Here is an 18,262-nt window from a genome sequence, read left to right as displayed (position 1 = left end):
GCCCAGTGAGAACGGCCACGACGATCGAGGCCTCCGGTGCGCCGTGGGCCGGGACCGTCGACTTCGTCGTCGAGGCCGAGCGCCTCGGTCTCGACGTGTGCTGGGTCGCCGAGGCGTGGGGGTCCGACGCCCCGTCGCCGCTGGGCTACCTCGCCGCGCGCACCGAGCGGATGCTGCTCGGCGCCGGGGTGGTGCAGGTCGGCACGCGCTCGCCGGCCCTCGTCGCGCAGACGGCCCTGACCCTGCAGACGATGTCGCGGGGCCGCTTCCTGCTGGGGCTCGGCAGCTCGGGGCCGCAGGTGCTCGAGGGGCTGCACGGGGTGCCGTTCGCCCACCCCCTGGGCCGGATGCGCGAGACCGTCGAGGTGGTCCGCCGCGTGATGGCGGGGGAGAAGGTCACCTACGACGGGCGGCACGTGACGCTGCCGCTGCCGGGCGGGGAGGCGCGCCCGATGCGGGTGTCGGTGACCGCCGAGCGGCCGGTGCCGCTCTACCTCGCCACGCTGTCGCCGCGGATGCTGCGCCTGACCGGCGAGGTCGCCGACGGCTGGCTGGGCACGAGCTTCGTCCCCGAGGGCGCCGCGACCTCGCTCGAGCCGCTGGCCGAGGGGGCCGCGGCCGCCGGGCGCACGCTCGCCGACCTCGACCTCTGCCAGGGCGCCGAGATCGCGTTCGCGCGCGACGAGGACGAGCTGGCCGGCATGCTCGACGACCGCCGCGCGGGACTCGCGTTCAGCCTCGGCGGGATGGGCTCGGCGAGCCGGAACTTCTACCACGACGCCTACGTCCGCCAGGGCTGGAGCGAGGTCGCCGCCGAGGTCCGGGCGCTCTGGCTGGCGGGGCGCCGCGACGACGCGGCGGCCGCGGTGCCCCGGGAGATGGTCGCCGCGACGACGCTGATCGGCACCGAGGACGGCGTCCGCGAGCGCCTCGCGGTGTGGCGCGACGCCGGGGTCACGACCGTGCGGCTCTACCCGGCGGGCGCCGACCTCGGGGAGCGGCTGGAGACGTTGGCGCGAGGGATCCAGCTCGTTCGGGAGGTGTCGTCATGACCGGGGCCCTGCGCTGGCGCGACATGGACAGCGGCATCTGCTCCATCGCGCGCACGATGACCGTGCTCGGCGAGCCGTGGACGGTGCTCGTGGTGCGCGACCTGCTGCACGGCGTGCGCCGGTTCGACGACCTCGTCGCCCACCTCGGCATCGCCCGGACGGTGCTCACCCGCCGCCTCGCGGTGCTGGCGGAGGCGGGGCTGGTGGAGACCGCCGAGTATCGGGAGCCGGGGCGTCGCACCCGCCGGGAGTACCGGCTCACCGCGGCGGGGCAGGACCTGCGTCCGGTGCTGATGGCGCTGATGGCCTACGGCGACCGGCACCGCGAGGGCGGCCCGCCCGTGGTCGTGCGCCACGAGGGCTGCGGGGAGCCGGTGGAGCTGGTGGCGGAGTGCGCCGCCGGCCACCGGCTCGGACCCGGCGACCGGGTGCGCAGCACGCCGGGGCCGGGGGCGCGCAGCTCCGCGCCCCCGGCGTGACGACTACTGCGCTGCGTCGGCGACCTTGTCGATCGTCTGCGTCATCTGGTCCTCGGTGACCATCGGGAAGAAGCCCTTGAACTGCTCGTCCTGCACACCGCTCCAGTCGTAGACCTGGGTGACCTCGGTGCCGCTGCCCGACGGCGCGAGCTTCCACGTCCACGTGTGGCCCTTGGCGGTGACGTCGCCGAGCTTGTCGGTGTAGCCGTCGAGCGGGTGCAGCTGGGGCGACCAGCCGATCTCGCGGTCCTGCTCGTAGGACGTGACGGTGTTGAGCATCTGGTAGTCGCCCAGCGCGTCGTTGCGCATGTTCATGACGAACTGGTCGCCGACGCCGCTGACCGTCGCGTTGCCGTCGACGCCCTGCAGCATCCCCGCGCCGTCGAACTCGTGGTGGCGCCCGGGCGTGGCCAGCAGCGTGAAGAGCTGCTCGGGCCTGGCGTCGACGGTGCGGGTCACGGTGATCTGCTCACTCATGCCGGTGTCGTGCCCGTCACGCCCACCGGGCAAACGGTTGGGCACGACCGGCGAACCGCTCAGCGTCCGGGCGGCGCCAGCCGGTACACCGCGTTCGCCCCGTCGTCGGTGACGTACACGGCGCCGTCGGGGCCGGGCACCGCCGCGACCGGACGTCCCCACCGCGAGCCGTCGGGGGCCTGGAAGCCGCCGACGAGCGTGCGCTGGCCGTCGAGGCCCCCGTTGCGCCAGGGGTAGAACGACACCTCGGGCGCCCGCGGCGTCTGCCGGTTCCACGACCCGTGCACCCCGACCAGCGCGCCCTGCCCGAACGGCGCGGGCAGCGTGCCGAAGGCGAGGCCCAGCGGGGCGGAGTGCGCGCCCATCGTCTGCTCGACCGGGGTCAGCGTGGCGCAGTCGAGCGCGCGCCCGTCCGGGTTGGTCTCCGCGTCGGCCACGAAGGGGACGTCGGACGGGTCGAGGGCGCTCTCGGGGACGCCGGGCTGCACGTCGGGGTCCGGGTTGCAGAACGGCCAGCCCAGGTCGCGGCCGGGGTAGAGGCGGGCGAGCTCCTCGGGCGGGTGGTCGTCGACGTAGTCGGGGATGACCTGACCGCGCGCGGAGCCGTCGTTCTCGCCGTAGGGCCGGTCGTAGGGGAACGGGATGTTGTCGCGGTTGTTGACCGCGGTCCACACCGCGCCGTCCGGGGCGATCGCGAGACCGGTGCCGTTGCGGACGCCGCGCGTGTACGGCTCGGCGGGGCCGCCGCCCGGCGGGACGCGCAGGATCGCGGCGCGCTGCGGGGTCGAGTCGCGGTCCAGCGGGGACACGTTGGCCGTCGACCCGACCGAGAGGAACACGGCGCCGTCGGGGCCGACGGCGACGCTCTTGAGCGCGTGCGCATAGGCCCCGCGCAGGTCGGGGCTGCGCGCGTCGGGCAGGCCGTCGACGATCGTGGTCGGCGCGCCGAGCCGCCCGCCCTCGTAGGGGTACGAGCGCACCGCGTTGCTCTCGGCGACGTAGAGCGTCGTGCCGGAGAACCACAGGCCGTGCGGCTGGGTGAGGTCGCCGACGAGGGTGCTCGACGTCGTCCCGGACGGCCCGCCGACGAGCCGGACGACCTCGCCCGCGCCCGGCCGCGAGACGAGCAGGGCGCCGTCGGGGGCGAACGCCGCCATCCGGGCGCCGTCCACGCGGGTCCAGACCGACATCGTCCAGCCGGCGGGCACGAGAGCCTGGCGCGCGGTGTCGAACGGCTCCGCGCCGAGCCCGGGCGGGACCGTCACGGGGGTGCTGACCAGCGCCTGGGTCGCGGCGCCGGCCGGCGCGGGCTCCTGCTCGCCGACCGGTCCCGCGGACGCCGTCCGGGCCGGGTCCGGCGGGCCGGCCGGTGGGGCGGGGTCGGTCGCGGCGCCCCCGCACGCGGCGGCGAGGGCGAGGACCGCCGCGGCCACGACGGCGACGATGGAACGAGGCATACCGACCCTTCGTCCTCGACGGCCCGACGGGTCGAGCCCACCACACGCGCGACGGGTGCGCCGCGCCGGGTCGGCCGGGGTCAGCCCCGCAGGATGAGGCAGCTCGACGTCGCCTCGGCCACCAGGCGGCCCTGGCCGTCGACGAGCTCGGCGCGCGCGAGCGCGGTGCTGCGCCCGGAGTGGACGACGTAGCCGGTGGCGCGGCTGGTGCCCGAGTCGGCGGTGAGCCGGCGCAGGAACTTCACGTTGAGGTCGATGCTCGTGTAGCCGACGCCGGCGGGCAGCGTGCTGTGCACGGCGCACCCGGCGGCGGAGTCGAGCAGCGTCGCGTAGATGCCGCCGTGCACCGAGCCGATCGGGTTGTAGTGGTACTCGGCGGGCTCGAGGGCGAAGACGACCTTGCCGTGCTCCACCGACTCCACCCCGGCGCCCACCAGCGTCATGATCGGCGGCGGCGGGAGCGTCCCGTCCGTCATGGCCTGCAGGAACGCGAGCCCGTCGCGCCCGGTCGCCGCCGCGGCGAGCGTCCGGGGGTCGGACCAGGTGTGGGTGCGCTCGCGCGTCGTGACGTCCATCGGGCTCCTGTCGCCGGGGTTCTGGGTATCGCATCGGTACCCAGCCGTGTCAGCACCGTACCGTCCCACCGGCCCCGTGAGGACCTCGGTAGACTGGAGCGCTGGAAGTGTGCGCGGCGCGAGCCGCTGTCTGTGCCGGCCGGACGATCCGGGAGCGGCGCCGCGGGACGTCCCGCGAGGCACACGCGAGGCGAAGGGGAGACGATGAGCGGCCACTCCAAGTGGGCGACCACCAAGCACAAGAAGGCCGCGATCGACGCGAAGCGCGGCAAGATGTTCGCCAAGCTGATCAAGAACATCGAGGTCGCGGCGCGGACCGGAGGCGGCGACCCGGCGGCCAACCCGACGCTCTACGACGCCATCCAGAAGGCGAAGAAGACCTCGGTCCCCAACGACAACATCGACCGCGCCGTCAAGCGCGGGTCCGGGGCCGAGGCGGGCGGCGCCGAGTACCAGGCCATCACCTACGAGGGCTACGCCCCCGGCGGTGTCGCGGTGCTCGTCGAGTGCCTCACCGACAACAAGAACCGCGCCGCGGGCGAGGTCCGCACGGCGATGAACCGCAACGGCGGCGCGATGGCCGACCCGGGCTCGGTCGCGTACCTGTTCACCCGCAAGGGCGTCATCATCGTCCCGAAGGCGCAGGGCTCAGGCGAGCTCGCCGAGGACGACGTCCTGCTCGCCGTGCTCGAGGCCGGGGCCGAGGAGGTCAACGACTACGGCGAGAGCTTCGAGGTGCTCACCGACCCCTCGGACCTCGTCGAGGTGCGCAAGGCGCTGCAGGAGGCGGGCCTCGACTACGACTCCTCCGAGGTCTCGTTCGTCCCCTCGATGAACGTCGAGGTCGACGCCGACGGCGCCCGCAAGGTGCTGCGGATCATCGACGCGCTCGAGGACTCCGACGACGTGCAGAACGTCTACTCGAACTTCGACGCGTCCGACGAGGTCATGGCCGAGGTCGGATGAGCAGGGTCGGATGAGCAGGGTCGGCTGACCCGCGATGACCCTCGCGCCGTGCGTCGTCGCGGTCCTCGCGGCGGGTGACGCCGGCGAGGCGTTGACCGTGCAGTACGCGGCGTACCTGTCCGAGGCGCGCCGCTACGGCACCACGGAGATCCCGCCGCTGCGCGAGACGGTCGCGGGGCTCGCCGCCGACCTCGGGCGTCCCGACGTGCGCGGGTTCGGGGCGTGGGCGGGATCGCGGCTGGTCGGGTCGGTGCGCCTGCGCGGCGACGGCATCGGCAGCGGCACGGGCTGCGCCGAGCTCGCGCGGTACTCGGTCGCGCCGGACGCCCAGGGTCACGGGGTGGGCCGCGCGCTGATGGAGCGCGCGCACGCCGAGCTGGCGCCGGGCGACGTGAGCTGGTTGGTCACCGGGGCGCGCAGCGACGAGAACCTGCGGCTCTACCGGCGCGCGGGGTACGAGGAGACCGGCCGGCTCGTCGACAGCGCCGGGGTCGACCTGCTGCGCCTCGAACGTCTGGCGCCCCGGTGAGGCCCGTCCGGTCCCGCGTGGTCAGCGTCCTGCTGGCGCTCGCCGCGGCGGCCGTCGTCGCCTGGGTGCCGTTCTGGTGGTGGGCGCCGGTCGGCTCGCCGCTGGCCTTCGGGCTGCTGGCGCTCACACCGGTCGTCAGCGGGGTCGCCGTGGTCGTCGCGGCCGTCTGCCTGCTGGCCCGCCGGTGGGTCACCGGCGCGGTGGCGGCGGTGGCGGCGCTCGCCCTGCTCGCGGTGGTCGTGCCGCGGGCGACCGGCGACGGCGACCCGGTCGTCACGCCGGGCCCGACCAGTGCGCCGGTCACGGTCGCCACGATCAACATGAGGTTCGGTCAGGCGGATCCCGCGGCCGTGGTGGGGCTCGTCCGCGCGCAGCAGGTCGAGGTGCTGGGGCTGCAGGAGGTCACCCCGGAGGCCGAGCAGGCGCTGGCCGACGCGGGTCTGCGCGCCGAGCTGCCGTTCGTGGCGTCCCGGGCCGAGGAGGGCGCGGGCGGCACGGCGCTGTACGCGCGCCACCCGCTGACCTCCTCGGGGCTGGTCCTGCGGGAGGGCGTGTTCTCGCAGGTCACGGCGCGGGTGCTCGCGCCGAGCGGGCCCGTCGACGTCGTCGTCGCCCACCCCGCGGCGCCGGTGTTCCGCGACGACGCCGCCGGCTGGGCCCGCGAGATCACGAACCTCCCGGGCCCGGCGCCCCTCGAGGGCCCGCCGCGCCTCGTGCTCGGCGACCTCAACGCGACGCTCGACCACCGGCCCCTGCGGGAGTTGCTCTCGGGAGACATCAAGGGGAGCACGCCGATAGGGGAGCGGAGCTCGACCCTCGGCGCCGGCCCGTGGACCGACTCGGCCGCGGCGGTCGGCGCCGGGCTGCGGGGCACCTGGCCGACCGACCGGACCCTGCCGCCGTTCGCGGCGATCGACCACGTGCTCGTGTCCGGGCCGATCGCGCCGGTGGACCTCACCACGCAGGTGCTCCCGGGCAGCGACCACGCCGGCGTCGTGGTGCGGCTGCTCGTCCGCGACGGGCGCGCGCCGGTCACCCCGGGAGCGTGAGCGGGCGACCCAGGACCCGGGACCAGACGGCGCGCTCGGCCTCGAGGGCGTCGCCGTCCACGGGCCCGTCGAACGGGGTCACCGTGAGCACGTCGTCGTCCGCGCTCCACGTGCCGACCACCCGGCCGTCGTCGACGACCACCGGCGCGATCCACCCGGCCGCGCGGCTGACCTCCTTGCGACGCGCGGGCGGGACGAGGTCGGGGTCGGCGGTCCCGGTGCCGAGCACGTAGGGGTCGAAGGGGCCGAGGAGTCTCGCGCCGACCGGCGGCGCCGTCTCCAGGTCGTCGAGGTCCTCGGGGCGGGCGTAGCGCGCCTCGCCGTCGACGGTGACCTCGGCCAGCGTCCCGTCGGCGACCAGGTCGGTGAACCAGCGCCGCAGCCGCGCCTTCGGGGTCATGCCGCGCAGGAGCCACGCGTCGAACGCGGTCGGTGTCGCGGGGCCGTGGGCGGCGAGGAAGGCGGGGACGATCGCGCGGGCGGCCTCGTCGGCGTCGGGGAGACCCGGCCAGGCGGGTCGGGTGAAGGTCACCCGGGTGCCCGACGGCGGCCCGTGGCAGATCAGGCCCTGCCAGGCGAGCGGCTTGAGCACGGTGCCCCACCCCGACCGGATCGCCTCGGCGAGCCCCTCGTCGCCGCTGTGGGCGACGAGTGCGGCGGTGAGCTCCTCGCGGGTCAGGACGGCGCCGTCGGCGAGGACGTCGACCACCGCGGCCTCGAGTGCGGTCATCTGCTCGGCGGTGGCGAACTCGCGCTGCCACGAGCCCTTGTCCCACGAGCGGGCGGCGGCCAGCAGCGCGAGCAGGGACGGGGCCTGGTCGGTCGCGAGCAGGTGCAGCGTCCCGCGCGCCGCCCAGGTGCGCACGAGCGTGCCGGCGGCCAGCGCGGCGTCGACGGTGCCGTCGTCGGCGGTGCCGGTCGTGGTCCGGACGGCGACCCCCTGCGCCGCCGCCGAGGGCACCTGGGCCTGCACGCCGAGCAGGCGGCGGGCCGTGGCGACGGGGTCCGTGCCGTCGCGGTCGGCGACGAACTGGCGCCGGAGGCGGAAGCGGCGGACCTGCTCGGGGGAGACGGAGCGCAGCGGAGCTCGACCCGGCGGTGCTGTCATGTCTGCTCGAACGTCCGGTGCCCCTGCGGCTCGGTGTCGGTGACGTCGACGCCGCTGACCCACGCCTGCGGCGAGCCCTCGCGGGCCCAGGCCACCATCTGCTCGACGGCCTCGTCCTCGCCCTCGACGACCATCTCGACGGTGCCGTCCTCGCGGTTGCGCACCCAGCCGCCGACGCCGAGGCGGCCGGCGGCGTCCTCGGCGCTCGCCCGGAAGAAGACGCCCTGCACGCGTCCGTGGACGACGATGTGCTTGCTCTGCACGCCTCGAGCACCCTTTCTCGCGATGTGTTCGAACATGTGTTCTACTGACGGGGATGACGACAGCCTGGACGCCCTCGCTCTTCGGCGGGAGCGAGACGGCCGAGGATCCCGGGGTGGATCCGGGCGTCGTCCCGCGCCGCATCGTCCTGGACGATCGCTCGTGGGTCGACCTGGCCCCCGCGTGGATCACGGGCGCCGACGCCTGGTTCGACGCGATCGTGGCCCACGCGCCGTGGAACCAGCGGCGTCGCCGCATGTACGACCAGGACGTCATGGAGCCGCGCCTGACGTGCGGGTGGGGCATCGACGAGGCGCCCGAGCCGATGGGCGCGGTCGCCGAGGCGCTCACCGCGCGCTACGGCGTGCGGTTCGACGGGGTGGGCTGCAACTACTACCGCCATGGGGACGACTCGGTGGCCTGGCACGGCGACCGCGTGCGCTTCACCCACGCGGCGCCGATCGTCGCCATCGTGTCCCTCGGCGCGCCGCGGCGCTTCGGGCTGCGGCCCCTCGCGGCGGGAGACGAAGGCGGAGCCGGAGCTCGACCTCGGGGGAAGCGTGCGTCCACACGGCTGACGGTCGCGGGCGGCGATCTGCTGGTCATGGGCGGGCGCTGCCAGCACGACTGGCAGCACACGGTGCCGAAGTGGCCCGGCGCCGGCCCGCGGGTCAGCGTCACGTTCCGCCATGACGACCCGGGGCCCCGTCCCTAGGTCTCCCAGACGGCCACCGGCTCCCCGAGCGCCTCCTCGTCGACGGTCGCGCCGAGGCCGGGGGAGCCGCCTGGCAGCACGCCCTCGGCGGTGACGACGGTGTCGAGCGCCGCGACCTTGCGGGTCACCATGTCCTCGCTGTTCAGCACCCCGCGCAGCGTGCGCGGCGGCACCGTCGCGCCGAGGTGCAGGATCGCCGCGTAGGACAGCGAGGACCCGACGGTGTCCTGCACGCTGACCGTCAGCCCGGCGGCGCGGGCGAGGTCGCGGTGGCGCCGCCCCGGGGTGAGCCCGCCGGCCTTGGAGATCTTGAGGTTGATCCCGTCGGCGACGTCGGCGGCGGCGTGGACGTCGGCGTCGAGCTGGGCCAGCTCGTCGACGACGATCGGGTAGGGGCACCGGCGGCGCAGCGCGGCGGTCTCGCGCCAGGACGCGCACGGCGCCTCGAGCGCGAGGTCCAGCCCGGGCGGGAGCTGGGCGATCATGCGCAGGGCGCTCTCGACGAGCAGGCCGCCGTTGGCGTCGACGAGGAACGTCTCGCCGTGTCGGCGGTCGGCGAGGCTCGCCGCGATCCGCTCCGCGTCCAGGGCCGGTCCGCCTTCCGCGTCGAGCGCGCCGATCTTGACGGAGTGGGCGCGGTATCCGCGGGCCCGGTGGTCGGCCACCGCGGCGCGCATCGCGTCGGGGTCGCCCGCGCCGATCGACGACGTCGGCGCCATCGGGACGTCGGTGGAGCCGCCGAGCAGGTCGCACACGGGCAGGCCCACGGACTTCCCGAAGGCGTCCCAGCACGCGACGTCGAGCGCGGTGCGGGCGTCGTGGTGACCGGTCAGGGTCGCGTCCATGAGGTCGCCGATCCGCTCGGTGCGCCGCGGGTCGTGCCCGAGCAGGGCGGGGGCCAGCAGTCCGATCCCGGCGCGCGTGCCGGCCGGGTGCGCGGCCACGTACGTCGACCCGAAGGGCGTGCTCTCGCCCCACCCCTCGGTACCGTCGTCGCAGGTGACACGCACGATCGACGCGTCGAACGACGTGTAGGTCCGGCCGCCCGAGAGGCGGTAGACCCCGCCCGCGTAGGGCAGGTCGACGGCGTGGAGCGCGATGCGGGTGATCCTCACGGGGTCACGAGTCTCGTGCGTCGTGACCGTTGCGGTCCATCGCAACGTCGCGCACGCGATCGTGTACGAGCCGTACTAAGTCGGGATCTCGCTGGTGTCACCGTCGGCGCGCGGGCCGTGCAGGCGTCGGTCCTCCTCGGCGATCCGCAGGTCGTTGATGCTGGCCTCGCGCCGGCGCATGAGCCCGTTGTCGGCGAACTCCCAGTTCTCGTTGCCGTAGCTGCGCCACCACTGCCCGGCGGCGTCGCGGCACTCGTACTGGAAGCGCACCGCGATCCGGTGGCCGCCGAAGGTCCACAGCGACTTGCGCAGCACGTAGTCCCGCTCGCGCTCCCACTTGCGGGTCAGGAACGCGACGACGTCGTCGCGGCCGGTGACCCACTCGTCGCGGTTCCGCCAGACCGTGTCCAACGTGTACGCCAGCGCGACCTTCCCGGGGTCACGGGTGTTCCACGCGTTCTCCGCGGCGAGCACCTTCGCCCGCGCCGACTCCTCGTCGAACGGCGGGAACGGCGGACGGGGCTCCTCGGTTGTGCTCACGGTGGTCCTCCTCGCGGGGCGCTCGGGTGTGCTCCGGCGGTCAGCATGCCGTGGGCGCCGGGGTGGCGGGCCGGAGCGGTCGGCTTTCGTGAGAACGCTTCGGAAACCGAAGCATTCTCGTCGAGGAGCAGCCGGGTCCGGGGTCGGCCGGTGATCAGGGGTGCGTCATCCACCTCGATGGCGGGCGACGGGTGGATGAGGTGCTCTTGATCTCCGTGGAGCCCGGCGCGGGGCGGGCCTTGTCCGCGAGGAGCGCGTTGCGCATGATCGTCGGCTCGTCCGGGCTGCCGGACGTGCCCTTCGCCCGCCTGGTGATCAGGAGCGCGTCATGCACCTCCGCCGAGCTCGGAGGTGCATGGAGACGCTCTTGATCTTCGATCGCGACACACCGGGCCGGGGACGAGCGCAGGATCGCCGGTCGGCGCCGCGTAGCGTCCCGCCCATGCGGGTGCTGGGCGTCGACCCCGGGCTGACGCGCTGCGGTCTCGGCGTGGTCGAGGGCGGCGGCGGGCGTGTCGTGCGCGCGGTCGCCGTCGACGTCGTCCGCACCCCGCCGGAGGCCGAGGTCGCCGAGCGGCTCGGGGCGGTCGCCGACGTCGTCGAGGCCTGGATCGCCGAGCACCGCCCCGACGTCGTCGCCGTCGAGCGCGTGTTCGCCCAGCACAACGTGCGCACGGTGATGGGCACGGCGCAGGTCGGCGGGGTCGTCGCCCTCGTCGCCGGTCGCGCCGGGCTGCCCGTCGCGTTCCACACGCCCAGCGAGGTCAAGGCGGCGGTCACGGGCTCGGGGCGCGCGGGCAAGGAGCAGGTGACGACGATGGTCACCCGCGTGCTCGCGCTCGAGACGGCCCCGCGTCCCGCCGACGCCGCCGACGCCCTCGCGCTCGCGGTCTGCCACTGCTGGCGTGCCCCGATGATCGCGCGGATGGCCGAGGCGGAGGCCCGCGCGGCCGAGGCGACGAAACGGCACCGCGCCCGCCTCAAGGCCGCCCAGAAGGCCGCTGCCCCGAAGGCTGCCCCGAAGGCCGCCCGCTGACCGCGACCACGCAGCACGTCCTCGCGCCCGACGGCACGCCGATCGCGGTCGAGACCGTGGGGCACGGCCCCCCGCTCGTGCTCACGACCGGTGCGCTGCAGGCGCGGGCGAGCGTGCGCCTGCTCGCCGAGGCCCTCGCCGGCCGGTTCACCGTGAACCTCTGGGACCGGCGGGGTCGCGGCGACAGCGGGGGAGTGCCCGACCCCGCGCGCGACCCGCTCGGGCCGGACGGCGCGGCCATGGTGACCGAGGAGGTCGGCGACCTCGCCGCGGTCGTGGCGCACGCGGGCGGGACGCCCGCCCACTACGCCCACTCCGCCGGCGCGATGCTCGTCCTCGAGGGAGTCCTGCGCGGTGTGCCGGCGAGCAGGGTCGTCGCCCACGAGCCCCCGTGGCGCGTCGCGGGCGACGACCCCGGCCCGCGCCGCGACCTCGGCGCCGCCACCCTGGCCGCCCTGCGCGCCGGGAGCCCGGACGACGCCGCGGCCGCGTTCCTCGGCGGCTTCCCGGCGGCCGCGCCCGCGCCGGTCGAGCGCCTGCGCCGGACGCCGTTCTGGGCGGGCACCGTCGCCCTCGCTCCGTCGCTCCCGCACGACGTCGCGCTCGTGGTCGGCGAGCCCGTCCCGACCGACCGCCTCGCGACCCTCGCCCTCCCGCTGCTCGCCCTCGACGGGGAGCACAGCCCGGCGTGGGTGCGGGGCGCCGTCGCCGCGCTGGCGGCCGCGGTCCTGGGCGCGCGGCACCGGACGCTGCCCGGGCAGGGGCACATCGTCACCCCGCCCGTGCTGGCCCCGGTGCTCGCCGAGTTCCTCGACGGGGGCGCGCCGGTCCCCGGCCCTGTCGGGGGCGGCCGGTAGCCTTCGAACGCGTGTTCGCCACAGCAGTCGGGAGGGTCCTGCCGTGATCTCGTCGGTGCGCGGGGAGGTCCTCGCGGTCGGGCTCGACCACGCGGTCGTCGAGGTCGGCGGGGTCGGGCTGGCCGTGCAGGCCACGCCGTCGACGCTCGCGCGCCTGCGCCGGGGCCAGCCCGCACGGCTCGACACGGCGCTCGTGGTCCGTGAGGACTCGCTGACGCTCTACGGGTTCGCCGACGCCGCCGAGCGCGAGCTGTTCCTGCTGCTGCAGACCGTGTCGGGGGTGGGGCCGCGGCTCGCGCTCGCCGCGCTCGCGGTGCTCGACCCGGCGGCGCTGAGCCACGCGCTCGCCGACGGCAACATCACGACGCTCACCAGCGTGCCGGGCATCGGGCGCAAGGGCGCCGAGCGGCTGATCATCGAGCTGCGCGACAAGGTCGCCCCGCCGAGCGCGGCCGACACCGGCGACGCCCCGGCCTCGCCGGTCGCCGCGGGGACGCTGCGCGACCAGGTCGTCGAGGCGCTCGTCGGCCTCGGCTTCGCCGCGAAGCCCGCCGAGAAGGCCGTCGACGAGGTGCTCGGCGCCGGTGGCCCGTCCGACTCCTCCGGGGTCCTGCGCGCGGCGCTCACGCGTCTCGGGCCGTCGCGATGAGTGAGAACGACCTGGAGGGCAGCCTCCAGCGCGCCCTCGACGCGACACCCGAGGACGGCGAGTCCGACCTCGAGAACCGCCTGCGCCCGGACCGGCTGTCGGAGTTCATCGGCCAGCCCCGCGTGCGCGAGCAGCTCGACCTCGTGCTCCAGGGCGCGCTGCGCCGCGGCAGCCCGCCCGACCACGTGCTGCTCTCCGGCCCGCCGGGGCTGGGCAAGACGAGTCTCGCCATGATCATCGGCACCGAGCTCGGCAGCGCCGTGCGCATCACCTCGGGGCCGGCGCTGGAGCGCGCGGGCGACCTCGCGGCGATGCTGTCGAACCTCCTCGAGGGCGACGTGCTGTTCATCGACGAGATCCACCGCATGGCCCGGCCCGCCGAGGAGATGCTCTACCTCGCGATGGAGGACTTCCGGGTCGACGTGGTGGTCGGCAAGGGGCCGGGCGCGACGTCGATCCCGCTGGACGTCGCGCCGTTCACGCTGGTGGGCGCCACGACGCGGGCCGGCGCCCTGACCGGCCCGCTGCGCGACCGCTTCGGCTTCACCGGCCACATGGAGTTCTACGAGCCGTCCGAGCTCGAGTTCGTGGTCGCCCGCAGCGCGAAGATCCTCGACGTCGACCTGCGCCCCGACGGCGGGCGCGAGATCGCGGGCCGCTCGCGGGGCACCCCGCGCATCGCCAACCGCCTGCTGCGCCGGGTGCGCGACTACGCGGAGGTCCGGGCCGACGGCGCGGTCACCCGCGAGGTCGCCCGCGCGGCGCTCGAGGTCTACGACGTCGACGAGCTCGGGCTCGACCGTCTCGACCGGGCCGTGCTCGCCGCGCTGGTGCGCTCGTTCGGCGGCGGCCCGGTGGGCGTGTCGACGCTGGCGGTGGCCGTCGGCGAGGAGCCCGGCACGGTCGAGGAGGTGTGCGAGCCGTACCTGGTGCGGGCCGGGATGCTGGCCCGTACGCCACGTGGGCGTGTCGCGACACCCCTGGCGTGGCGCCATCTGGGGCAGGAGCCCCCCGCCGACCGGCCGGACGAGGACCGGGGCCAGGGGACCCTGTTCGGCTGAGCTGGCAGACTCGGAATCGGACAGTGCGGGGTGCGGAGACCGACGCGCCCGCCCGGTGAACGGAGAACGATGGACCTGATCTTCCCCCTGCTCATCCTGTTCATGATCGGGCTGGTGTTCATGTCCAGCCGTCAGCGCAAGAAGCAGGAGAACCAGCAGAAGGACCTGCAGAACAGCATCGCCGTCGGCGACGTGGTCGTCATGACCTCCGGGATCAGCGGCACGGTCGTCGACGTCGACGACGAGCGCACCATCGACCTCGAGATCGCGCCCGACGTCGTCACGACGTGGCTGCGCGCCGCGGTGCGCGAGAAGCTGGTCGCGGACACGGCCGACGAGCACGCCGACGACGTGGACGACACCGTCCTCGAGTCCGCGGTGCCGACCGAGTCGACGCCGGCCGTCGAGGCGGCCGACGGCACGCCGAAGGCCGACACGAAGGACGCCGCGGACAGCAAGGTGGACACGACGGACAACGTGTCCTCGCCGCGCTCCTCCTGACCGGGAGCGGGTGGGGCGGCGCCGGGCGCGCCGGGCCCGCCGCCTACCCTCGCGACGAGCCCCACCCCGGCTGACCGCACCCCCTCTCCCTGGAGCAACGCAGCGTGGCCCCTCCGACCGTCCGCTTCCGGCCCGGGCGCTACCTCGCCGCCTTCCTGGTGATCGTGGCCGCGCTCTACGGGCTGGTGTTCTTCACCGGGGACGGGTCGCCGACGCCGAAGCTCGGCATCGACCTGCAGGGCGGCACGCGCGTCACGCTGACGGCCCGCACCGAGACCGGTGCGGCGCCGACGCCCGACCAGCTCAACCTCGCGCGCACGATCATCGAGCAGCGCGTCAACGGGCTGGGCGTCAGCGGCGCCGAGGTGGTCCAGGACGGCAGCAACCTGGTCATCACGGTGCCCGGCCAGGAGGGCGACCAGGCTCGGTCGCTGGGGCAGACGGCGCGGCTCTACTTCCGCCCGGTGCTCGGCGGCCCGATCCCGGCGGGGCCCCAGCCGGGACAGCCGGGCCAGCCCGGTCAGCCGGCCCAGCCGGGGGCGCCGCCCGGCGGGACGGCCGAGCAGGGCGGGGCCAGCGGCGCCGGCACCCCCGGCCAGACCCCGGGCGGACAGAGCGCACCGATCGCCGCGCCGGCCCAACCGGCCCAACCGGCACCGCCGCCGACCCCGCCGCCGGGCGGTGGCGCCGAGTCGCAGGACCCGCGCCAGGCCCAGGCCATTGCCGAGGCCAAGGCGACCCGTCAGAGCGAGGACCCGGCGGTCCAGGAGCAGGCGGCGCTCGCGCTGAACTGCGCCGTGGAGGACCCGCTGCGCGGCTACGACGACCCGGCCAGGCCGCTGATCGCCTGCAACCGCGAGGGCACCGAGAAGTACCTGCTCGGGCCGTCGATCCTCTCGGGCACCGACGTCGCGAGCGCGACGCCGAACCCGAACCCGCAGGGCGTCGGCTGGGTCATCAACCTCGCGTTCAAGGGCGGCCAGCCCGCGACGACGTGGGCCGACTACACGAGCGCGAACGTCAACAACTCGAACGCGGTGGTGCTCGACACGCAGGTGGTCTCGGCGCTGCGGATCCAGCAGCCGCTGCTCGACGGCAACGCGATGATCTCCGGCCAGTTCAACCAGGGCTCGGCCACCGACTTCGCGAACGTGCTGCGCTACGGCTCGCTGCCGCTGTCGTTCGACACCTCGGAGGCGCAGACGGTCTCGGCGACGCTGGGCTACGCGTCCCTGCAGGCCGGGCTCATCGCCGGCGTCGTCGGCCTGGCGCTGGTGTTCGTCTACTCGCTCTTCTACTACCGCGCGCTCGGCGTCCTGACGATCCTGTCGCTGATCCTGTCCGGGGCCGTGGTCTACGCGGTGCTCGTGCTGCTCGGGCGCACCATCGGCTTCACCCTCGACCTCGCCGGCGTCGCCGGGTTCATCGTGGCGATCGGCATCACCGCCGACTCGTTCGTGATCTTCTTCGAACGGATCAAGGACGAGGTGCGCGACGGGCGGAGTTTCCGCTCGGCGGTACCGCGGGGATGGGTCCGCGCCCGGCGCACGATCCTCTCCGGCGACGCCGTGAGCTTCCTCGCGGCCGTGGTGCTCTACGTGCTCGCCGTCGGCCAGGTCAAGGGCTTCGCCTTCACCCTGGGCATGTCCACCGTCCTCGACCTCATCGTGGTCTTCCTCGTGACGCACCCGCTGCTCGCCCTCGCCTCGAACTCGAAGCTCTTCGCCAGCCCCGCCTGGTCCGGGCTCGGCCAGGTGGTGCACAACGCGCCGCGGCCCGGGACCTCGGGGCCCCGGCCGGGCGCGCGCGGCACCACCCGGCCGCGTGCGGGGTCCGGGTCCGGCCCGCGCGGCGGCGGGAACGGTGCCGGCGCGTCGCGCACCCGCGCGGGACGCGGAGGTGACCGATGACCCGCTCCACCGGACGGCCCGGCGGGCGCCGCCGCGTCGAGGAACAGACCGGCGAGATGGCCGACGACCGGCTCGACGAGCAGGACGAGGAGGTCCTCGACGCCGAGGAGGACCTCGACGACGCCGAGGACCGGGACGAGGCGCCGGCCCGCCCGGGCAAGAAGCCCAGCCGCCTCGACATGCTCTACCGCGGCAACGGCGGGCTCGACATCGTCGGGCGCGGGAAGACCTGGTACGCGGTCTTCGGCGCCGTGCTGGTGATCTGCATCCTGTCGATGGTCATCCGGGGCTTCAACTTCGGCATCGACTTCGAGGGCGGCACCAGCGTCCAGATGCCGGCGAACGGCGCGAACGGCGTGATCCAGACCGGGCAGGTCCAGGACGCCTACACCCAGACGCTCGGCTTCCCGGCGACGTCGGTGCAGAGCGCGGGCCAGGGCGCCACGGCGACGATCATCATCCGGTCGGAGAGCCTGGACATCGGCCAGGTCCTCGCGCTGCGCCAGGCGCTGTTCACGCAGTTCCAGCCCATCGGGACCAGCGGTGCGCCCGACGTCAACGCGATCTCCGACAGTGCCGTCAGCGCGAGCTGGGGCGGGGAGATCACGCAGCAGGCGCTGGTCGCGCTCGCCGTGTTCCTGGTGCTCGTGACCATCTATCTCTCGTTCTACTTCGAGAGACGGATGGCGTTCGCGGCGCTCATCGCGCTGGCGAACGACATCATCATCACCGCCGGCGTGTACTCCCTGGTGGGCTTCGAGGTGTCGCCGGCGACCGTCATCGGCCTGCTGACGATCCTCGGGTTCTCGCTCTACGACACGGTCGTCGTGTTCGACAAGGTCCGCGAGAACACCCGCGGCCTGCTCGGCCTGACGCGCCGCACCTACGCCGAGGCCGCGAACCTCGCGGTCAACCAGACGCTGATGCGCTCGCTGAACACCTCGCTGATCGCGGCGCTCCCGCTGATCGGGCTGTTCATCATCGGCGTGGTGCTGCTCGGCGTCGGCGTGCTCGGCGACCTCGCGCTCGTTCAGCTGGTCGGCACGATCGTCGGCGCGGCGTCGTCCGTGCTGCTCGCGACGCCGATCGTCGTGGACCTCGCCATGCGCGACAAGCGCTGGATCGCGCAGGCCGAGAAGGTCCGGGCGCGGCGGGCGAAGGCGGCGCGCAAGGCCGCGGGTTCCGCCGAGGCCGCCGAGGCCGCCGGCGACGTCACCGGCCCGTCCACCGACGTCCTCGACACCCGCGAGGTCGCCGCGGCGGGCGCCGGGCGCGGGGAGAGCCGGACCGCGGCACCGCGGCCGGGCGCGCGCCCGGCGGGCAAGACCGGCCGGCCCTCGGGCAAGCGGCGCAAGTGAGCGCTTCCGGCAACGCGACCACGGACCTCGACGTGGTCGCCGGGCTCCTGCGCGACGTCCCGGACTTCCCGACCCCGGGGATCCGGTTCTGGGACCTCAGCGCCCTGCTCGCCGACGGCGCCGGCCTCGCGGCCACCACGCGCCTGCTCGCCGAGCACGACGGCCCGGCGCCCGAGATCGTCGTGGGCATCGAGGCGCGGGGCTTCCTGCTCGGCGCCGCGGTGGCGCACTCGCTCGGCCTCGGCGTCGTCGCGGTCCGCAAGAAGGGCAAGCTGCCGATCGTCGCGGCGAGCGAGTCGTACGACCTCGAGTACGGCTCGGCGACGCTCGAGCTGCCCGCCGACGTGCTGCGTCCCGGCGAGCGGGCGCTGCTCGTCGACGACGTCCTCGCCACCGGGGGCACCGCGGCCGCGGCGTGCGCGCTGGTCGAGGGCGCCGGGGCCCGGGTGGCCGCGGTGTCGGTGGTGCTCGAGCTGCCGGCCCTCGGGGGTCGCGAGCGCCTCGACGGCCGCCCCGTGCACGCCCTGCTCACCCGCTGACTCGTCCGCCGACACACCCGCTGACTCG

The 18,262-nt window shown here is 75.1% G+C and carries 21 protein-coding genes; 14 read left to right on the top strand and 7 right to left on the bottom strand.

Annotated elements, in window-relative coordinates; all coding sequences use genetic code 11:
- Positions 1–5 precede the first annotated feature (5 nt).
- Both WCD58_RS02740 and WCD58_RS02735 read left to right on the top strand, forming a co-directional pair.
- A complete protein-coding gene (locus WCD58_RS02740; RefSeq protein ID WP_337699228.1) occupies positions 6–1,052 on the top strand; it encodes an LLM class flavin-dependent oxidoreductase in 1,047 nt (348 codons plus the stop codon).
- A complete protein-coding gene (locus WCD58_RS02735; protein ID WP_337699225.1) occupies positions 1,049–1,531 on the top strand; it encodes a winged helix-turn-helix transcriptional regulator in 483 nt (160 codons plus the stop codon). Before WCD58_RS02740 ends, WCD58_RS02735 begins: the two co-directional genes overlap by 4 nt.
- Positions 1,532–1,534: 3 nt before the next feature.
- Here WCD58_RS02735 and WCD58_RS02730 read toward each other — a convergent pair whose 3' ends face one another.
- The 3 genes from WCD58_RS02730 to WCD58_RS02720 form a co-directional block, all read right to left on the bottom strand.
- A complete protein-coding gene (locus WCD58_RS02730; RefSeq protein ID WP_337699223.1) occupies positions 1,535–2,008 on the bottom strand; it encodes an SRPBCC family protein in 474 nt (157 codons plus the stop codon).
- A 59-nt stretch (positions 2,009–2,067) separates the two neighbouring features.
- A complete protein-coding gene (locus WCD58_RS02725) occupies positions 2,068–3,465 on the bottom strand; it encodes a PQQ-dependent sugar dehydrogenase (RefSeq protein WP_337699219.1) in 1,398 nt (465 codons plus the stop codon).
- A gap of 80 nt (positions 3,466–3,545) precedes the next feature.
- Positions 3,546–4,040 (bottom strand): PaaI family thioesterase, encoded by a 495-nt coding sequence (locus WCD58_RS02720; protein WP_337699217.1) that lies wholly within the window; start codon positions 4,038–4,040, stop codon positions 3,546–3,548.
- Between the two features lie 204 nt (positions 4,041–4,244).
- Here WCD58_RS02720 and WCD58_RS02715 point away from each other — a divergent pair, with 204 nt between their 5' ends.
- The 3 genes from WCD58_RS02715 to WCD58_RS02705 are packed head-to-tail and all read left to right on the top strand — an operon-like array spanning position 4,245 to position 6,584.
- A complete protein-coding gene (locus WCD58_RS02715; protein WP_337699215.1) occupies positions 4,245–5,006 on the top strand; it encodes a YebC/PmpR family DNA-binding transcriptional regulator in 762 nt (253 codons plus the stop codon).
- 34 nt (positions 5,007–5,040) lie between these two features.
- Entirely contained in the window at positions 5,041–5,535 is a 495-nt protein-coding gene (locus tag WCD58_RS02710; RefSeq protein WP_337699213.1) for a GNAT family N-acetyltransferase, read from the top strand.
- Positions 5,532–6,584 (top strand): endonuclease/exonuclease/phosphatase family protein, encoded by a 1,053-nt coding sequence (locus WCD58_RS02705; protein WP_337699211.1) that lies wholly within the window; start codon positions 5,532–5,534, stop codon positions 6,582–6,584. Before WCD58_RS02710 ends, WCD58_RS02705 begins: the two co-directional genes overlap by 4 nt.
- Here the strand turns inward: WCD58_RS02705 and WCD58_RS02700 are convergent.
- Together WCD58_RS02700 and WCD58_RS02695 are read right to left on the bottom strand one after the other, a co-directional pair.
- Complete coding sequence (locus tag WCD58_RS02700) at positions 6,568–7,692, bottom strand: DNA glycosylase AlkZ-like family protein (RefSeq protein WP_337699209.1); 1,125 nt, start codon at positions 7,690–7,692, stop codon at positions 6,568–6,570. The genes WCD58_RS02705 and WCD58_RS02700 overlap by 17 nt on opposite strands.
- On the bottom strand, positions 7,689–7,955 hold the full coding sequence (locus WCD58_RS02695; protein WP_337699208.1) for an acylphosphatase: 267 nt from the start codon (positions 7,953–7,955) through the stop codon (positions 7,689–7,691). The genes WCD58_RS02700 and WCD58_RS02695 overlap by 4 nt, the downstream gene beginning before the upstream one ends.
- 53 nt (positions 7,956–8,008) lie before the next feature.
- Between WCD58_RS02695 and WCD58_RS02690 the strand changes: the two genes are divergently transcribed.
- On the top strand, positions 8,009–8,668 hold the full coding sequence (locus WCD58_RS02690) for an alpha-ketoglutarate-dependent dioxygenase AlkB (RefSeq protein ID WP_337699206.1): 660 nt from the start codon (positions 8,009–8,011) through the stop codon (positions 8,666–8,668).
- Here the strand turns inward: WCD58_RS02690 and WCD58_RS02685 are convergent.
- Together WCD58_RS02685 and WCD58_RS02680 are read right to left on the bottom strand one after the other, a co-directional pair.
- Positions 8,665–9,783, bottom strand: coding sequence for a mandelate racemase/muconate lactonizing enzyme family protein (locus tag WCD58_RS02685; RefSeq protein ID WP_337699204.1), 1,119 nt, complete (start codon positions 9,781–9,783; stop codon positions 8,665–8,667). The genes WCD58_RS02690 and WCD58_RS02685 overlap by 4 nt on opposite strands.
- Before the next feature lie 75 nt (positions 9,784–9,858).
- The gene (locus WCD58_RS02680) at positions 9,859–10,323 is read right to left on the bottom strand and encodes a nuclear transport factor 2 family protein (protein WP_337699202.1); all 465 of its coding nucleotides are present in this window, start codon (positions 10,321–10,323) and stop codon (positions 9,859–9,861) included.
- Between the two features lie 442 nt (positions 10,324–10,765).
- Here WCD58_RS02680 and WCD58_RS02675 point away from each other — a divergent pair, with 442 nt between their 5' ends.
- From WCD58_RS02675 to WCD58_RS02640, 8 genes are all read left to right on the top strand, one after another.
- Entirely contained in the window at positions 10,766–11,359 is a 594-nt protein-coding gene (locus WCD58_RS02675) for a crossover junction endodeoxyribonuclease RuvC (RefSeq protein ID WP_337699200.1), read from the top strand.
- A gap of 56 nt (positions 11,360–11,415) precedes the next feature.
- The gene (locus WCD58_RS02670; RefSeq protein WP_337699198.1) at positions 11,416–12,216 is read left to right on the top strand and encodes an alpha/beta fold hydrolase; all 801 of its coding nucleotides are present in this window, start codon (positions 11,416–11,418) and stop codon (positions 12,214–12,216) included.
- 43 nt (positions 12,217–12,259) lie between these two features.
- Entirely contained in the window at positions 12,260–12,865 is a 606-nt protein-coding gene (gene ruvA / locus WCD58_RS02665; protein WP_337699196.1) for a Holliday junction branch migration protein RuvA, read from the top strand.
- Complete coding sequence (ruvB, locus tag WCD58_RS02660; RefSeq protein WP_337699194.1) at positions 12,862–13,926, top strand: Holliday junction branch migration DNA helicase RuvB; 1,065 nt, start codon at positions 12,862–12,864, stop codon at positions 13,924–13,926. Before ruvA ends, ruvB begins: the two co-directional genes overlap by 4 nt.
- Positions 13,927–13,995: 69 nt before the next feature.
- Positions 13,996–14,427, top strand: coding sequence for a preprotein translocase subunit YajC (gene yajC, locus WCD58_RS02655; protein ID WP_337699191.1), 432 nt, complete (start codon positions 13,996–13,998; stop codon positions 14,425–14,427).
- Between the two features lie 104 nt (positions 14,428–14,531).
- Entirely contained in the window at positions 14,532–16,337 is a 1,806-nt protein-coding gene (gene secD / locus WCD58_RS02650; RefSeq protein WP_337699189.1) for a protein translocase subunit SecD, read from the top strand.
- On the top strand, positions 16,334–17,695 hold the full coding sequence (gene secF, locus WCD58_RS02645; RefSeq protein WP_373696175.1) for a protein translocase subunit SecF: 1,362 nt from the start codon (positions 16,334–16,336) through the stop codon (positions 17,693–17,695). Before secD ends, secF begins: the two co-directional genes overlap by 4 nt.
- Positions 17,692–18,234 (top strand): adenine phosphoribosyltransferase, encoded by a 543-nt coding sequence (locus WCD58_RS02640; RefSeq protein WP_337699187.1) that lies wholly within the window; start codon positions 17,692–17,694, stop codon positions 18,232–18,234. The genes secF and WCD58_RS02640 overlap by 4 nt, the downstream gene beginning before the upstream one ends.
- Positions 18,235–18,262: the final 28 nt, after the last annotated feature.

Source organism: Actinomycetospora flava (assembly GCF_037400335.1).
Classification (GTDB): Bacteria; Actinomycetota; Actinomycetes; order Mycobacteriales; family Pseudonocardiaceae; genus Actinomycetospora; species Actinomycetospora flava.
Note: the sequence above shows the minus strand (reverse complement) of the source record. Positions and strands in the feature narration are given on the sequence as shown.